12 protein-coding genes are annotated in these 14,319 nt (G+C 71.0%); 11 read left to right on the top strand and 1 reads right to left on the bottom strand.

Annotation, left to right across the window (positions count from 1 at the left end; genetic code table 11):
* Positions 1–62 precede the first annotated feature (62 nt).
* Positions 63–1,244 carry an SGNH/GDSL hydrolase family protein gene (locus tag ACFSL2_RS15015; RefSeq protein ID WP_377198632.1) on the top strand — a complete coding sequence of 394 codons (1,182 nt, stop codon included), beginning with the start codon at positions 63–65 and terminating at the stop codon, positions 1,242–1,244.
* 74 nt (positions 1,245–1,318) lie between these two features.
* Here ACFSL2_RS15015 and uxaC read toward each other — a convergent pair whose 3' ends face one another.
* On the bottom strand, positions 1,319–2,746 hold the full coding sequence (uxaC, locus tag ACFSL2_RS15010; protein WP_377198631.1) for a glucuronate isomerase: 1,428 nt from the start codon (positions 2,744–2,746) through the stop codon (positions 1,319–1,321).
* A gap of 134 nt (positions 2,747–2,880) precedes the next feature.
* Between uxaC and ACFSL2_RS15005 the strand changes: the two genes are divergently transcribed.
* From ACFSL2_RS15005 to ACFSL2_RS14960, 10 genes are all read left to right on the top strand, one after another.
* Positions 2,881–3,891 (top strand): LacI family DNA-binding transcriptional regulator, encoded by a 1,011-nt coding sequence (locus tag ACFSL2_RS15005; RefSeq protein WP_377198630.1) that lies wholly within the window; start codon positions 2,881–2,883, stop codon positions 3,889–3,891.
* A 55-nt stretch (positions 3,892–3,946) separates the two neighbouring features.
* Positions 3,947–5,173: an extracellular solute-binding protein gene (locus tag ACFSL2_RS15000; protein WP_377198629.1), complete on the top strand. Its 1,227-nt coding sequence runs from the start codon at positions 3,947–3,949 to the stop codon at positions 5,171–5,173.
* On the top strand, positions 5,170–6,354 hold the full coding sequence (locus tag ACFSL2_RS14995; protein ID WP_377198628.1) for an ABC transporter ATP-binding protein: 1,185 nt from the start codon (positions 5,170–5,172) through the stop codon (positions 6,352–6,354). The genes ACFSL2_RS15000 and ACFSL2_RS14995 overlap by 4 nt, the downstream gene beginning before the upstream one ends.
* Before the next feature lie 37 nt (positions 6,355–6,391).
* Positions 6,392–7,318, top strand: coding sequence for an ABC transporter permease (locus ACFSL2_RS14990; protein ID WP_377198627.1), 927 nt, complete (start codon positions 6,392–6,394; stop codon positions 7,316–7,318).
* Positions 7,318–8,172, top strand: coding sequence for an ABC transporter permease (locus ACFSL2_RS14985; protein ID WP_377198626.1), 855 nt, complete (start codon positions 7,318–7,320; stop codon positions 8,170–8,172). The genes ACFSL2_RS14990 and ACFSL2_RS14985 overlap by 1 nt, the downstream gene beginning before the upstream one ends.
* Positions 8,165–9,655 (top strand): mannitol dehydrogenase family protein, encoded by a 1,491-nt coding sequence (locus ACFSL2_RS14980; protein ID WP_377198625.1) that lies wholly within the window; start codon positions 8,165–8,167, stop codon positions 9,653–9,655. Before ACFSL2_RS14985 ends, ACFSL2_RS14980 begins: the two co-directional genes overlap by 8 nt.
* A 143-nt stretch (positions 9,656–9,798) precedes the next feature.
* Positions 9,799–10,887: a Gfo/Idh/MocA family protein gene (locus tag ACFSL2_RS14975; protein ID WP_377198624.1), complete on the top strand. Its 1,089-nt coding sequence runs from the start codon at positions 9,799–9,801 to the stop codon at positions 10,885–10,887.
* 180 nt (positions 10,888–11,067) lie between these two features.
* Positions 11,068–12,399 (top strand): ABC transporter substrate-binding protein, encoded by a 1,332-nt coding sequence (locus ACFSL2_RS14970; RefSeq protein WP_377198623.1) that lies wholly within the window; start codon positions 11,068–11,070, stop codon positions 12,397–12,399.
* On the top strand, positions 12,396–13,391 hold the full coding sequence (locus ACFSL2_RS14965) for a carbohydrate ABC transporter permease (protein WP_377198622.1): 996 nt from the start codon (positions 12,396–12,398) through the stop codon (positions 13,389–13,391). Before ACFSL2_RS14970 ends, ACFSL2_RS14965 begins: the two co-directional genes overlap by 4 nt.
* Complete coding sequence (locus ACFSL2_RS14960) at positions 13,388–14,317, top strand: carbohydrate ABC transporter permease (RefSeq protein ID WP_377198621.1); 930 nt, start codon at positions 13,388–13,390, stop codon at positions 14,315–14,317. Before ACFSL2_RS14965 ends, ACFSL2_RS14960 begins: the two co-directional genes overlap by 4 nt.
* The last annotated feature ends 2 nt before the right edge of the window (positions 14,318–14,319 follow it).

The raw sequence follows: 14,319 nt of genomic DNA, 5'->3' as shown, positions 1-14,319 counted from the left end.
CACGTCCAGGATGCAACACCGGCAGCCGCCGGTCGCGTGCCGTCGCGTCTACGCTGGTCGGCATGACCGCCGGGCCGCAGCAGATCACCACACCCGTCACCGCCGAGCTGCTCCGGGGTGCGCCGGAGCTCGAGCGGACGTCCACCGGCGTGCGCGTGCACCGGTTGCCGGCCTGGGCCCGGACCCAGGCCGCGGACCCGCAGCTCGCCATGGCCGAGTCGCAGCCGTCGGGGGTGCGCCTGGCGTTCACCACCACCGCCACGAGCGTCGAGCTGCGGGCGCTGGCCGTCCGGTTCGGTTTTCGTGGCGCTCCTGCCCGCCCGCTCGGCGTCTTCGACCTGGTGGTCGACGGACGCCCGGCCGGACAGGCAAGCCTCGCCGAGGCCACCGTCGTGACCATCGACATGACCACCGGAACGCGCGAGACCGAGGAAGGGACGGCCGGCGCGGTCCGGTTCGACGGCCTGCCCGGCGGCGACAAGTCCGTGGAGCTCTGGCTGCCGCACAACGAGACCGTCGAGCTCGTGGAGCTGCGCACCGACGCGCCCGTGCACGCGGCGCCGGACGGGCGCCCCGTATGGCTGCACCACGGCAGCTCGATCAGCCAGGGATCCAACGCGCTGCGGCCCACGGGCATCTGGCCGGCGATCGCCGCGGCCCGCGGGGGCGTGGACCTCGTCAACCTGGGGTTCGGCGGCAGTGCCCTGCTGGACCCGTTCACCGCGCGAGCGATGCGCGACCTTCCCGCCGACCTGATCAGCCTGAAGCTCGGCATCAACATCGTCAACGCCGACCTGATGCGCCTGCGCGCCTTCGGCCCCGCCGTCCACGGTTTCCTCGACACGCTCCGCGACGGCCACCCGGACACGCCGCTGCTGGTGGTCTCACCCATCCTCTGCCCGATCCACGAGGACACGCCCGGACCGGGCACCTTCGACCAGGACGCGCTGGCCGAGGGACAGCTGCGGTTCCGGGCGACCGGCGACCCGGCCGAGCGTGCGGCCGGCAAGCTCACGCTGACGGTCATCCGCGACGAGCTCGCCCGCATCGTGCTGGAGCGCGCGGCCGACGACCCGAACCTGCACTACCTCGACGGGCTCGAGCTCTACGGCCATGCCGACGCCACCGAGCTGCCCCTGCCCGACCGGCTCCATCCCGACGCCGCCACGCACCACCGCATCGCGGAGCGGTTCGCGGCCCTGGCGTTCGGCCCGGGCGGACCGCTGGAGCCCCCGCGCGACTGAGCGCCGCTCGACCACCGGTGGGCGGGCTCGGCAAGCAGGGTCTCGGACACGCTCGACCACCGGTGGGCTCGGCGTCAGCGCGCCGCGTACGCCAGCTTCGGCAGGTGATAGGCGAGGTCGGCAGCGGTGTCCACGGCCTCGTCCAGGTCGAGCCGGTGCTCGGCGACCAGCCGGGCGAGGTAGCCGGCGTCGACACGCCGGGCCAGGTCGTGGCGGGCCGGGATCGAGCAGAACGCCCGGGTGTCGTCGACGAAGCCGGACATGTTCGAGAAGCCCGCCGTCTCCGTGGCGGACTCCCGGAACCGGCGCATCGCGTCCGGCGCGTCGAGGAACCACCACGGCGCCCCGAGCCGCAGCGCCGGGTACACGCCCGCCAGCGGCGCCAGCTCGCGTGAGTACACGTCCTCGTCCACGGTGAAGGCGATCATCCGGAAGCTCTCCGAGTTGCCGAACGCCTCCAGCACCGGCCGCAGCCCGTGCGCGAACTCGGTCACCACGGGGATGTCGTAGCCCTTGTCGGGACCGAACGTGGTGGCGACCGCCGGGTCGTGGTCGCGCAGCACGCCGGGGTGGAACTGCATCACCAGGCCGTCGTCGGCCGCCATCGCCGCCATCTGGAACAGCATGTGCGCGGAGAACGCCGCCTCCTCCGCCGCGGTGATCCCCGGACCGTCCGGCCCACCGGTCAGTGCCTTCTCGAAGAGGGCTCGCGCGACGTCGTCGGGCAGCGGGGTGGTGTCCGCGCTGAAGTGGCCGTGGTCGGTGGCCAGGCCGCCCGCCGCGACGAACGCGGCGCGGCGCTCGCGGAGCGCCTCCAGGAAGCCCGCGTACGTGGTGGTGGCGATGCCCGACGCAGTGGCGAGGCGCTCCAGGTCGCCCAGCCACGTCGGCCGGGCGGGGTGCAGCAGCGGGTCCGGGCGGAACGTCGGGAGCACGCGGCCCGGCAGGTCGGCGGCGAGTCGGGCGTGCTCCGCCAGGGTGCTCCAGGCGGGATCGGTGGTGCCGATGGTCTCGATGCCGAACCGGTCCAGCAGGGCACGGGGCCGGAACGACGGGTCGGCGATGCACTCGGCGACCTGGTCGTACACCTGGTCCGCGGTCTCGGCGGACGGCCGCACGGTCACGCCGAAGATCTCGACGAGCTCGTGCTCCATCCAGTACCGGGTGGGTGTGCCGCGGAAGTGCTTCCAGCCCGCGCAGAAGCGGCGGAAGATCTCCCGCGGGTCGGACTCGAAGCCGGGTCCGTCGGCCGGGCCGACACCCAGCTCCGGAAGCTGCGCCCCCTGCGACACGAGCATGCGGGTGAGGTAGTGGTCGGGGACCACGAGCAGCTGGGCGGGGTCGGGGAACGGCTCGTCGTCCGCGAAGGCGGTGACGTCGACGTGGCCGTGCATCGACACGATCGGGAGGTCCCGTACCGCCTGGTAGATCTCACGGGCGATCGGCCGCGTCACGGGATCGGCAGGAAGGGCTCGGTCCGGGTGCAGGGTCCATGCGGTCATTCGTGTGTGCTCCTGGCGTCATTGCCGGGCCGGTGCGTAGGCGGCCGGACGGAGGATGGATGCGAACGTTTGCACTCTAACCTAGTGTATGGTGCAAACGTTTGCAGTGCTGCAACCGGTCACGAGGAGGTGCCATGGTCACGGTGCATGATGTCGCTCGCGCCGCCGGAGTCTCGATCTCCACGGTGTCGCGTGCCCTCGCCGCGCCGGAACGGGTGGCGGCCGAGACCCGCGACCGCGTGACGCGCGTGGCCGCTGAGCTGGGCTACCGCCCCAACCACGCGGCGAGCGGCCTCCGGATGGGCCGTACCCAGGCCGTCGGCCTGCTGGTGCCCGATCTGGAGAATCCCTACTTCGCGACGGTGACCAAGGCGGTCCAGGCCCGGGCCCGCGCGGAGGGTTACGAGGTGTTCGTCGCCGACTCCGACGAGGACGCCGACGTCGAGGCCGAGCTGATCGGCGCGCTCGCCGCCCGGACGGACGGGGTGCTCGTGGCCTCGCCGCGGTCCGCCGACGCGGAGCTCCGCGCAGGGCTGGTGGGCGTCACCGCCGTGCTGGTCAGCCGCGAGCTGTCCACTCAGGACGACTCCGAGGCGTTGGAGATCCCCAGCGTCTCCGTGGACGACGCCGACGGCGTCGCCCAGGCGCTCGGGCACCTGTCGGCGCTCGGGCACCGCGCCGTGGGGATCGCGGCGGGCCCGCTCACGTCCTGGTCGGGCGAACGGCGCGTGGCCGGGCTGATCGCCGCAGCGGAGCACCGCGACGTCGAGCTGGTCGAGCTCGGCACCTTCCAGCCGTACTTCGCCGGCGGCGTCCAGGCCGCCGACCACGCGCTGGCGAGCGGCGTCACCGCCGTCGTCGCGTTCAACGACCTCATGGCGCTCGGCATCCTGGACCGGCTGCGGCACCGCGGCGTCGACGTACCGGGCGAGATGTCGGTGGTCGGGTTCGACGACGTCCAGCTCGCCACCCTCGTGTCGCCGGCCCTCACGACGGTGCACGCACCGCTCGCCCGCCTGGGCCGACGCGCCGTCGACCTGCTCATCGCCCGCCTGCGCGGCGGGACGCCGACCACCACCCAGCTCCCCGTGGAGCTCACGATTCGCGGGTCCACAGGACCCGTCCCCGCCGGGCCGGTCAGCTGACGCCCGACCCGGCAACACCCCCTGGGCGAAGAAGCCCGAGAGAGAGGAAGGCACCATGCGAACCTCCAAGAAGGCCGTGGCGCTCGTCGGCGTCGCGGCGCTGACCCTGCTGACCGCGTGCGCGCCGCCGGCATCCCAGGGCGGTGCGGGCGGCAGCGCCGTCACCGACCCCGCCGACGTCCCCGACACGCCCGCGGAGCCCGTCACCCTGAACATCCTCGACGTCGCGGGCAACCAGCGGCTCACCGAGGGCATGGTCGACGCGTTCGTGGAGAACAACCCGGACGTCATCGAGTCCGTCACCTGGGAGACGGGCGGTGCGCCCGACGTGACCGGCCTCGTCAAGCCGCAGGTCGACAGCGGCAACCTGTCCATCGACGTGGTGTTCACGGGCAACGACGGTCTCGCCGCCGGCATCAGCCAGGACCTGTGGCTCCCGGTGGTGGACGACTACGGCGACCGCGTGTCCAACCAGGAGAACTACCTGGAGCCCGCCGCCAAGATGCAGGAGCTCGCCCAGGGCTACGGCGTGGTGACGACGTACTACCCGTCCGGCCCGCTGCTGCAGTACAACCCCGACGTCGTCGACACGCCGCCGGGCTCGCCGGAGGAGCTGCTGGAGTGGGCGAAGGCGAACCCGGGCAAGTTCGGGTACGCCCGTCCCGCCAACTCGGGTCCGGGCCGTACGTTCCTCATGGGCCTGCCCTACGTGCTGGGCGACGAGGACCCGTCGGACCCCGAGAACGGCTGGGACAAGACCTGGGCGTACCTCCAGGAGCTCGGCCAGTACGTCGACACCTACCCCACGGGCACGGGCCAGGTGGTCTCCAACATGGCTGACGGCACCTGGGGCATGGTGCCCACCACGACCGGCTGGGAGATCGCGCCGCGCGCCGAGGGCCAGCTGCCGAACACGCTGGAGGCCGCCGCGTTCGACGACTTCACGTGGGTGACCGACGCGCACTACGCGGCCATCCCGAAGGGGCAGAGCGCGGACAAGATCAGCGCGATCATGCTGCTGCTGCAGGACATGCTCACCCCGGAGCAGAACGCCAAGGCGTACGACGCCGGCTACTTCTACCCCGGTCCTGCCGTCGAGGGCGCCACGCTCGACCTCGCACCGCAGGAGTCGCAGGACGTGATCGACGAGTTCGGTCGCCCCCTGTTCGACGAGCTCATCGAGTCCCAGGAATCGGTGGTGCCGCTCGACGCCGAGTCGATGGTCACCGCGTTCGACATCTGGGACCGCGAGGTCGGCGGCGGGAAGGTGGAGGAAGAGTGAGTGACTTCGAGTCGTTGGAGCTGCGGGGTGTCGGCCGCCGGTTCGGCGGCGTGGACGCGCTGGCCGATCTGGACCTGACGATCAAGGCGGGCGAGTTCGTCGCGCTGCTGGGCCCGTCGGGCTGCGGCAAGTCGACCGCGCTGAACTGCCTGGCCGGACTGCTTCCGCTGACCCACGGTGAGATCCGGCTGGACGGGAAGCGGATCGACACCCTGCCACCGGAGCGGCGCGGGTTCGGGATGGTGTTCCAGTCCTACGCGCTGTTCCCCCACCTGTCCGTCGAGAAGAACGTCGCGTTCGGCCTCCAGATGCAGGGCCGCCCGCGGGCCGAGATCGACTCTCGGGTCCGCGAGGCGATCTCGCTCGTCAAGCTCGACGACCACGCCAAGAAGCTGCCCGGTCAGCTCTCGGGCGGTCAGCAGCAGCGGGTCGCCATCGCGCGTGCGGTCGTGCTCGAACCGTCGCTCGTGCTCATGGACGAGCCCCTGTCGAACCTGGACGCGAAGCTGCGCCTCGACATGCGTACCGAGATCCGGCGGCTGCACCAGTCCCTCGGCCTCACCACCATCTATGTCACGCACGACCAGGAGGAGGCGCTCTCCCTGGCCGACCGCCTGGTGGTGCTGCGCGCCGGTCGCGTGCAGCAGGTCGGCACGCCCGACGAGCTCTACGAGAGCCCGACGAGCTGGTACGTCGCGGACTTCATGGGGTACCGCAACATCCTGCCGGCCACCGTGGTCTCGGCCTCCGGGGACGAGGCGGTCGTGGAGCTGCCGGGTACCGCGGACGGCGGCGTCCGGCTCACCGGGCGCGCCGTCGGCGCCCTGGCCGCGGGCGACCGGGTGCGCGTAGCGATCCGCCCCGACGACTTCTCGGTCACGACGACCTCGGACGGGGCCGGCTCGTCGAACGGGGCGAGCGCGACCAACGGCATGAGCTCGACCGGCGTCGGCTCGGTCGACGGCCTGCGCTCCGGGGGCATCCCGGGCGCCGTGTCGGTGGTGGAGTACCAGGGCCGCGAGCACGCGGTCGGGGTGCAGACCGGCGACACGATGCTGCACGCGCGCACGCCGACGGCGCCCCCGGTCGGCGGTGCGGTGTGGCTGACGGCACCGGTCGAGCGGGTGCTGGTGTTCCCCGAGTCGCTGGACGCCGCCGTTCCCGTCGAGGTGGCGGCGTGAGGCGGGCCATGAGCCGTCCCCTCCGGGGAGGTGCGTCGTGAGCGGCGTCCGGCAGCAGCCGCAGCGGTCGACGGCGAGCCTGCGGCACCGTCTCGCCGAGCGCGGTGTCGACCCCGCGCTGTTGCTGCTCGTGCCCGGTCTGGTCATGGCGGTCGCGCTGTTCGTCTACCCGTTCTCCTACGGCATCGGGCTGACGGTGCAGCCGACGGCCGCGATGCGGGAGCAGTGGGGCGGCGGGATCTTCGCCAACTACGTGGCGTTCTTCCGCGACCCGTTCGTGTTCGACTCGATCTGGCTCACCATGCGGCTCGCGCTGCCCGCGGCGCTGTTCAACGTGCTCGCGTCGATCCCGGTGGCGATGGTGCTGCGACACAAGTTCCGTGGGAAGCGGCTGCTCACCTCGCTGCTGGTGCTCCCGATCACGCTCGGTACGGTGCTCACCGCGCAGGGGCTGCTGATCTTCGCCGGACGGCAGGGCTGGATCAACCGGGCGCTGCTCGAGATCGGGCTGATCGACGAGCCGCTCCGCCTGGTGAACAACTACCTGGGCGTGATGTTCTCCCTGGTCATCACGGGCTTCCCGTTCGCCTTCCTGCTCATCTCCTCGTACCTGTCGGGCATCGACCCGTCCCTGGAGCGGGCGGCCAAGACGCTCGGCGCCGGCTGGTGGCAGCGGTTCCGGCGAATCGTCCTGCCCCTGCTGGCGCCGGGCCTCGCCACGACGTTCATCCTGACGTTCGTGCTCGCGTTCTCGGTGTTCCCGTCCGCGCGGCTCGTGGGTGACGCCATGGGCTCCACGCGGGTCATGTCGCTCATGGCGTTCCGGGCGTTCGGCGAACAGAACGACTACGCGATGGCATCCACGATCGCCCTGATGATGGGCGTGGTCGAGCTGCTCGTCGTGGCTGCCGTGCTGGGGCTGCGCTCGCTGTTGTACCGAGGTACCACCGGAGGGAAGGGCTGATGGCCGCATCAACGCTGGAGCGGCCGCTCGCCGCCCGGCCGTCCACGTGGTTCGTGTGGGCGGGCATGACCGCGTTCGGGGTGTTCCTGCTCGGGATCATCATCGCGGTGGTCGTCGACTCGTTCGGCCGCCAGTGGTTCGACACCTGGCTGCCCGACGGTCTGACCACCGGCCGCTACACCGAGGCCTGGGACCGGTTCGCGCTGGGCGAGGTGGTCGGCGTCACCGTCGGCGTGGCCTTGCTCGTCGTGATCATCTCCGTGCTGGTCGGAGTGCCTGCCGCCTATGTGCTGGCCCGGCGCGACTTCCCGGGCAAGCGCGCGATCATGCTGCTCTTCCTGCTGCCGGTGCTCATGCCGCCCATCACCTACGGCATCCCGCTCGCGACCGTCATGTACTCGTTCGGGCTGGGGCGCACGCTGACCGCCGTCGTGCTGGTCAACCTCGTCCCGTCCGTGCCGTTCGTGATCCTGACGATGACGCCGTTCATCGAGCAGATCAACCCGGCCATCGAGTCCGCCGCCCGGATGTGCGGGGCGCGGACCCGGCAGGTCTTCACGCGCGTCCTCGCGCCCCTGCTCGTGCCGGGTATCCTCGCGGCGGCGATCCTGGTTCTGGTCCGGACCGTCGGGCTGTTCGAGCTGACCTTCCTCGTGTCCGGTCCCGGATCGGACACACTGGTCGTGGCGATCTACCGTGGCATGACGTCCGCAGGTGGAGGCGAGGCGAGACAGCTCATCTCGGCCATGTCGGTGATCTACACCGCGACCATGCTGGTCATGCTCGTGGTGGCGCTGCGGTTCGTGAACCCGACGCAGCTCGTGGCACAGGTGAAGGAGACACGCGATGACTGAGGACCGCCTGCACCGGGACGACGTCCCCGTGGGCATCGACGCGCCCGTGGCGCCGACGGCGGTGGGCATCGTCCACCTGGGTATCGGGGCGTTCCACCGGGCTCATCAGGCCGTCTACACGGAACGGGCGGCGATCGCCACCGGCGACACCGCGTGGGGGATCCTCGGCGTGACGCAGCGGTCCGCGACGGTCCGGGACCAGCTCCGTCCCCAGGGCGGCGTGTACGCGGTGCTGACGGCGGGGGAGGAGGAGTCGTCGATCGAGCTGATCGGCTCGGTCGTCGACGTCGCCTATCCCGCCGAGGAGACCGAGCGGGTGCTGGCGGCCCTCGCGGCGCCGTCGACCCACGTGGTCACGCTGACGATCACGGAGAAGGGGTACGCCCGGAACCCGGACGGATCGCTCGACCTGGATGCGGTGGCGGGGGACCTCGAGGTGCTCCGGGCCGACACCCGCGGGGAGACCCCCGCGGGCCCGGCGAGCTCGGCGATCGGGCTCCTGGTGCGCGGGCTCGCCGCCCGTGCCGCCTCTGCGGCCCCGATCACGGTGCTGACCTGCGACAACATGGTGGACAACGGGCGGGTGCTGGAGCGCCTGGTGCGGCAGGCCGCCGACGCCGCCCTGCCCGGGGCCGAGGGCGACGCGCTGCGCGGGTTCCTCGACGCGCGGGTCACGTTCCCCTGCTCCATGGTGGACCGGATCGTGCCCGCGACGACGCCGGAGCAGCGCGACCACGTCAGCCGGGCGCTCGGCGCCCGGGACGAGGGTCTCGTGGTCGGCGAGCCGTTCGCCCAGTGGGTCATCGAGGACCGGTTCGCCGGGCCGCGGCCCGCATGGGAGGCCGCCGGTGCCACGCTGACCAAGGACGTGGCGCCGTTCGAGCAGGCCAAGCTGCGCCTGCTGAACGGGACGCACTCGCTCGTCGCGTACTCCGGGTGGCTCGCCGGGCACACGACGATCGCCGAGGCGGTGGCCGACCCGGTGATCGCCGAGCGCGCCCGGCAGTACCTGTTCGAGGACGCGCTGCCGACGCTCACGCCGCCGGACGGACTGGACCTGCGCCAGTACGGCGAGCAGATCCTCGCCCGGTTCGCCAACCCGCACACCGGCCACACCACCGCCCAGGTGGCGATGGACGGTACGCAGAAGATCCCGTTCCGGTGGGGCGGTGTCCTGGCGGACTCGCTGGCCGCCGGGCGGGAGCCGCTGGGGGTGGCGTTCGGCCTGGCGGCGTGGGCCGAGTTCGTCCGACGCCGGACACGCTCCGGCGAGGGCGTGGACGATCCGCGCTCCGAGGAGCTGGCGGCCGTGGTGAGCGCGTTCGAGGTACCCGGCGGGGCGGACGGCCTCGGCGACGTCGAGGGGTTCGCCGGCGCCGAGGAGGACGTCCGGGCCCTGCTCGGGCTGCCGGGGCTGCTGCCGGAGACCACGCCGGAGAGCTTCCTGGACGCGGTGGCCGCGGAGATCAGGGTTGACGGGTGAGTTCGGTCGGTTGGGATGAGATCGGTCAGTTGTTGGACCGATCTCATCCCAACCGACCGAACTCACCGCGGCGGGCGGTTGTGGGCTGGTACCTTCGAGATCATTTATGAATCGATTCATGCGTCAATGAGGACGGAGAAAGTGTGAGAGTCACGATCCTGGGTACCGGTGCCATCGCCGGGGCCCACGCGGCAGCGATCACCGGGCTGTCGGCCCACGGGGTGGACGCCGTCCTGGCGCACGCCGTCGACATCGATCCGGCCCGGGCGGAGGAGTTCGCCCGGAAGCACGGCGTCGCCGCGCACGGGACCGAGCTGGCCGACGTGCTCGCCGACACGGACGTGCTCCACGTGTGCACGCCGCCGGGCGCCCACGTGGACGCGGCGGTGGCGGCGCTCAAGGCCGGTGTGCACGTGGTGGTGGAGAAACCGGCCACCCTCTCCCTCGCGGAGATCGATCGCATCGCGGAGGCCGAGGCGGCCTCCACCGCGACGTTCACGCAGGTGGTGCAGCACCGGTTCGGGCACGGGCTGCAACAGCTCCGGCGTCTGCTCGACGACGGAGCGCTGGGCCGCCCCCTCGTCGCGACCTGCGACACCCTGTGGTTCCGTGCCCCCGAATACTTCGAGGTGCCCTGGCGCGGCCGGTGGGACACCGAGGGTGGCGGGCCCACGATGGGTCACGGCATCCACCAGTTCGACCTGCTGCTGGCGGTCCTCGGCCCGTGGTGGGAGGTGACGGCGATGGCGGGACGCCTCGCGCGGCACGTGGACACCGAGGACGTGTCGATGGCGATCGTCCGGTTCGCGAACGGGGCGATGGCCACGGTCACGAACTCGCTGCTGTCCCCGCGGGAGACCTCTGACCTGCGGTTCGACACGGAGGCGGCGACCATCGAGCTGTCGCACCTCTACGGCTACACCGATGCCGACTGGACGTTCACGCCCGCGAAGGGCCGGGACGACGTCGCGCAGCTGTGGCAGCCGGACCCGGCGGCCCTGCCCTCCGGACACCTCGCCCAGCTCGTGCCGACGTACCGGGCGCTCGCCGCGGGCGAGGTGCCGCCGGTCACGGTGGGCGACACGCGCAGCACGCTCGAGCTGGTGGCGGCGATCTACCGGTCGGCGTTCACCGGCGCCGTGGTCCGGGCGGGCGAGATCGGGCCGGGTGACCCCTTCCACGAGTCCATGCGCGGGACCGGGCCCGGCTGGGCGCCGGTCAAGGACCTTTGAGCCTGACCTGACCGGGACTGACCGGGACTGACCGGGCCCCGACCTCTATCGATGTACTTCGTTACTGATTCCTGACCACCTGACTCTGGACAACGCTTCCCGGACGGGTATTGTATCGATTCAGTCGGCCGTCGAGGATGCAGCCGGCGTGCCAACAGCAGTACGAGCAAGGAGGCTCACGTGGTTCGCACACGCACCACCACCAGGAAGGCCGCCGTCCACGCCACGGCGATCGCGGCGGCATCGGCCCTCACCCTCTCGGCGTGCGGAGGAGGCGGCACCGCCGCCTCGGCCGACGCCGCACCGGTGGCCACCGACCGGGACATCGAGATCTCGCTCGTCTGGTGGGGGGACGACGACCGTGCCTCCCGCTACGAGGAGGCGGTGACGCTGTTCGAGGAGAAGCACCCGAACATCGACGTCCAGACGCAGTTCCAGGCCTGGGACGACTACTGGACCGCCCGCAGCACCGAGGCGGCGGGCCAGACCCTGCCCGACGTCTTCCAGATGGATCTGGCCTACATCCACCAGTACGCGTCGAACAACCAGCTGCTGGACCTCTCGACCCAGCTGGGCGTCAACCTGGAGACCGACGGCTACGAGGAGTCGCTGCTGAGCTCCGGCACGGTCGACGGCGGGCAGTACGGCATCCCGACCAGCACCAACACGCTCGGCATGATCCGGCACGACGACCTGCTCGACGACCTCGGCATGGAGCCGCCGGAGCCGGGCCTGACCTGGGACGAGTACGACGCCTGGATCCGCGAGGTCACCGAGGCAGGTGCCGACCAGGACCCGCAGGTCTACGGCGGTACCGACTACACGGGCACGCTCTGGCTGTTCATCCAGTGGCTGCTCCAGCAGGGCAAGGTCCCGTTCGCGGAGGACGGCTCGCTGGCCTTCGAGAAGGCGGACCTCGTCGCCTGGGTCGAGCGCACCCAGCCGATGCGCGACGACGCCATGTTCTACCCGGTCGAGCGTGCCAAGCAGGTGGAGCCCCTCACGGGTCTGCAGGTGAACGAGGCAGCCACCGAGCTGACGTGGGACAACATGATGGCCGGGTACGCGGCCAGCGCCGGCACCGACAACGTCGACCTGATGCCGCTGCCCACGGGCGCCGAAGGCTCGGCGCAGTTCTGGAAGCCGTCGATGCTGCTCTCGTCGTCCGCGACCACGGAGGAGCCCGATGCGGCGGCCGCGCTCATCGACTTCCTCGTGAACGACCCGGAGGTGGGCGCGATCTTCGGTACCTCCAAGGGCGTGCCGGCCGTGGCGGCCCAGCGTGACGCGATGGAGGTGGCCGACGGCTCGGTCGACGACAAGATCGTCACGTACGAGGACGAGGTCGCCGAGCGTGTCACGTCGGACACGCCGCTCCCGGTCGACGGGTACGGCGTCGTCGAGGCCGAGTTCAAGCGGCTCGGCGAGGAACTCTCGTACGGCAACGTCACTGCCGAGGAGTTCGCCGACCGGTGGTTCAAGTACGCCGAATCGAACCTCGGCAGGGAATGACCATGTCAGCTACGACCACCGAGCGCGGCCGCCAGGCCGGGCGCGGCAGCGTGCGAGGGGCGGCGGCAGCGCCGCCCCCCGCACGGGGTGGCGCCGGCAAGCCGTCGCGCAGCCGGGCCGACACGCGCGCCGGCTACGCGTTCCTGTCCCCGTGGCTGCTGGGCTTCGTGCTGCTGACGGCCGGCCCCATGCTGATGTCGCTGTACCTCGCGTTCACGGACTACAACCTGTTCCGGGCGCCCCAGTTCGTGGGCATCGACAACTTCACCGCGCTGTTCGAGGACCCGCGGTTCCTCAAGTCGGCCCAGGTCACCGCCATCTACGTGTTCGTGGGAGTGCCGGTCAAGCTGGCCGCGGCACTGGCCGTGGCGATGCTGCTCAACGCCAAGCATCGCGGCCAGGGCGCGTACCGTTCGATGTTCTACGCGCCGTCCCTCATCGGGGCCAGCGTCTCCGTGGCGATCGTGTGGCGCGCCATGTTCATCGACGAGGGCATCGCCGACCAGGTGCAGCAGTTCTTCGGCCTGCCGGGTGGCGGCTGGGTGGGTAATCCCAGCATGACCATGCCGATGATGATCCTGCTGGCGGTGTGGCAGTTCGGCGCCCCGATGGTGATCTTCCTGGCCGGGCTCAAGCAGATCCCCGCCGAGCTTCACGAGGCGGCTTCGGTCGACGGCGCCGGCCCGATCCGGCGATTCGTGTCGGTGACGATCCCGATGCTGTCCCCGGTGCTGTTCTTCAACCTGCTGCTCGAGACCATCGGCGCGTTCCAGGTGTTCAGCTCGGCCTTCATCATCTCGGGCGGCACCGGCGGCCCGGCCGACTCGACGCTGTTCTACACGTTCTACCTCTACATCAAGGGCTTCACGGAGTTCCGTATGGGGTACGCCTCGGCCATGGCCTGGGTGCTCGTGCTCGTCGTCGGGATCATCACCGCCGTCCTGTTCCGCACCTCGCGTGCGTGGGTCCACTACACGGGAGACGTGCGATGAGCGAGACCAGCTACCCGAACCACACCGCGCTGGAAGCCGGGGCCACCCTGCTCGCCGAGCGGGGCGAGTCGCCGTCGAGCAAGGCCCGGCAGCGCCGACGCACCAACTCCGTCGTGTTCCACGTGCTCGTGCTCGCCGTCGCCGTGGTGATCCTGTACCCCGGCGTGTGGATGGTGATGAGCTCGTTCAAGCCGAGCGGCGACATCGTCGGCAACGTGAACCTGTGGCCGGAGACGTGGACGCTCGACAACTACGTCTCCGCGCTCGGCGGGATCGGCGGGGTCTCGTTCTGGACCTTCGTGCTCAACTCGCTGATCCTGGCCGTCGGATCGGTGGTCGGCATCGTCCTGTCCGCCACCGTGTCGGCCTACGCGTTCGCACGCATCAACTTTCCGGGCCGCGGGGTGTACTTCGCGGTCATGATCGGCACGATGCTGCTGCCGTTCCACGTGGTGATCATCCCGCAGTACATCCTGTTCAACTCCATGGGCATGGTGAACACCTTCCTGCCGCTGCTGGCGCCCAAGTTCCTGGCCACCGAGGCGTTCTTCGTGTTCCTCATGGTGCAGTTCCTGCGCGGGCTCCCACGTGAGCTCGACGAGGCGGCGCGCATCGACGGGTGCGGGCACTGGGGCATCTTCCGGCTCGTGCTGCTCCCCCTGATGCGGCCGGCGGTGATCACCAGCTCGATCTTCGCCTTCATCTGGTCGTGGAACGACTTCCTCGGGCCGCTGCTCTACCTCAAGCAGCCCGACACGTACCCGCTGCCGATCGCCCTGCGGCTGTACGTGGACCAGACGTCGGTGTCCGACTACGGCGCGCAGATGGCCATGGCCGTGCTCGCGCTGGTGCCCGTGCTGCTGTTCTTCGTGCTGTTCCAGCGCTACCTCGTCGACGGGGTCGCGACGCAGGGTCTGAAGGGCTGAGC

Origin of the sequence: Promicromonospora aerolata, from assembly GCF_042682255.1 — a bacterium.
Taxonomy (GTDB): Bacteria; Actinomycetota; Actinomycetes; order Actinomycetales; family Cellulomonadaceae; genus Promicromonospora; species Promicromonospora aerolata.
Note: the sequence above shows the minus strand (reverse complement) of the source record. Positions and strands in the feature narration are given on the sequence as shown.

Excerpts from the sequence above, each read along its gene's own strand:
- ACFSL2_RS15015 (WP_377198632.1), top strand. The coding sequence starts at position 63 with ATGACCGCCGGGCCGCAGCAGATCACCACACCCGTCACCGCCGAGCTG.
- uxaC (WP_377198631.1), bottom strand. The coding sequence starts at position 2,746 with ATGACCGCATGGACCCTGCACCCGGACCGAGCCCTTCCTGCCGATCCC.
- ACFSL2_RS15005 (WP_377198630.1), top strand. The coding sequence starts at position 2,881 with ATGGTCACGGTGCATGATGTCGCTCGCGCCGCCGGAGTCTCGATCTCC.
- ACFSL2_RS15000 (WP_377198629.1), top strand. The coding sequence starts at position 3,947 with ATGCGAACCTCCAAGAAGGCCGTGGCGCTCGTCGGCGTCGCGGCGCTG.
- ACFSL2_RS14985 (WP_377198626.1), top strand. The coding sequence starts at position 7,318 with ATGGCCGCATCAACGCTGGAGCGGCCGCTCGCCGCCCGGCCGTCCACG.
- ACFSL2_RS14980 (WP_377198625.1), top strand. The coding sequence starts at position 8,165 with ATGACTGAGGACCGCCTGCACCGGGACGACGTCCCCGTGGGCATCGAC.
- ACFSL2_RS14965 (WP_377198622.1), top strand. The coding sequence starts at position 12,396 with ATGACCATGTCAGCTACGACCACCGAGCGCGGCCGCCAGGCCGGGCGC.
- ACFSL2_RS14960 (WP_377198621.1), top strand. The coding sequence starts at position 13,388 with ATGAGCGAGACCAGCTACCCGAACCACACCGCGCTGGAAGCCGGGGCC.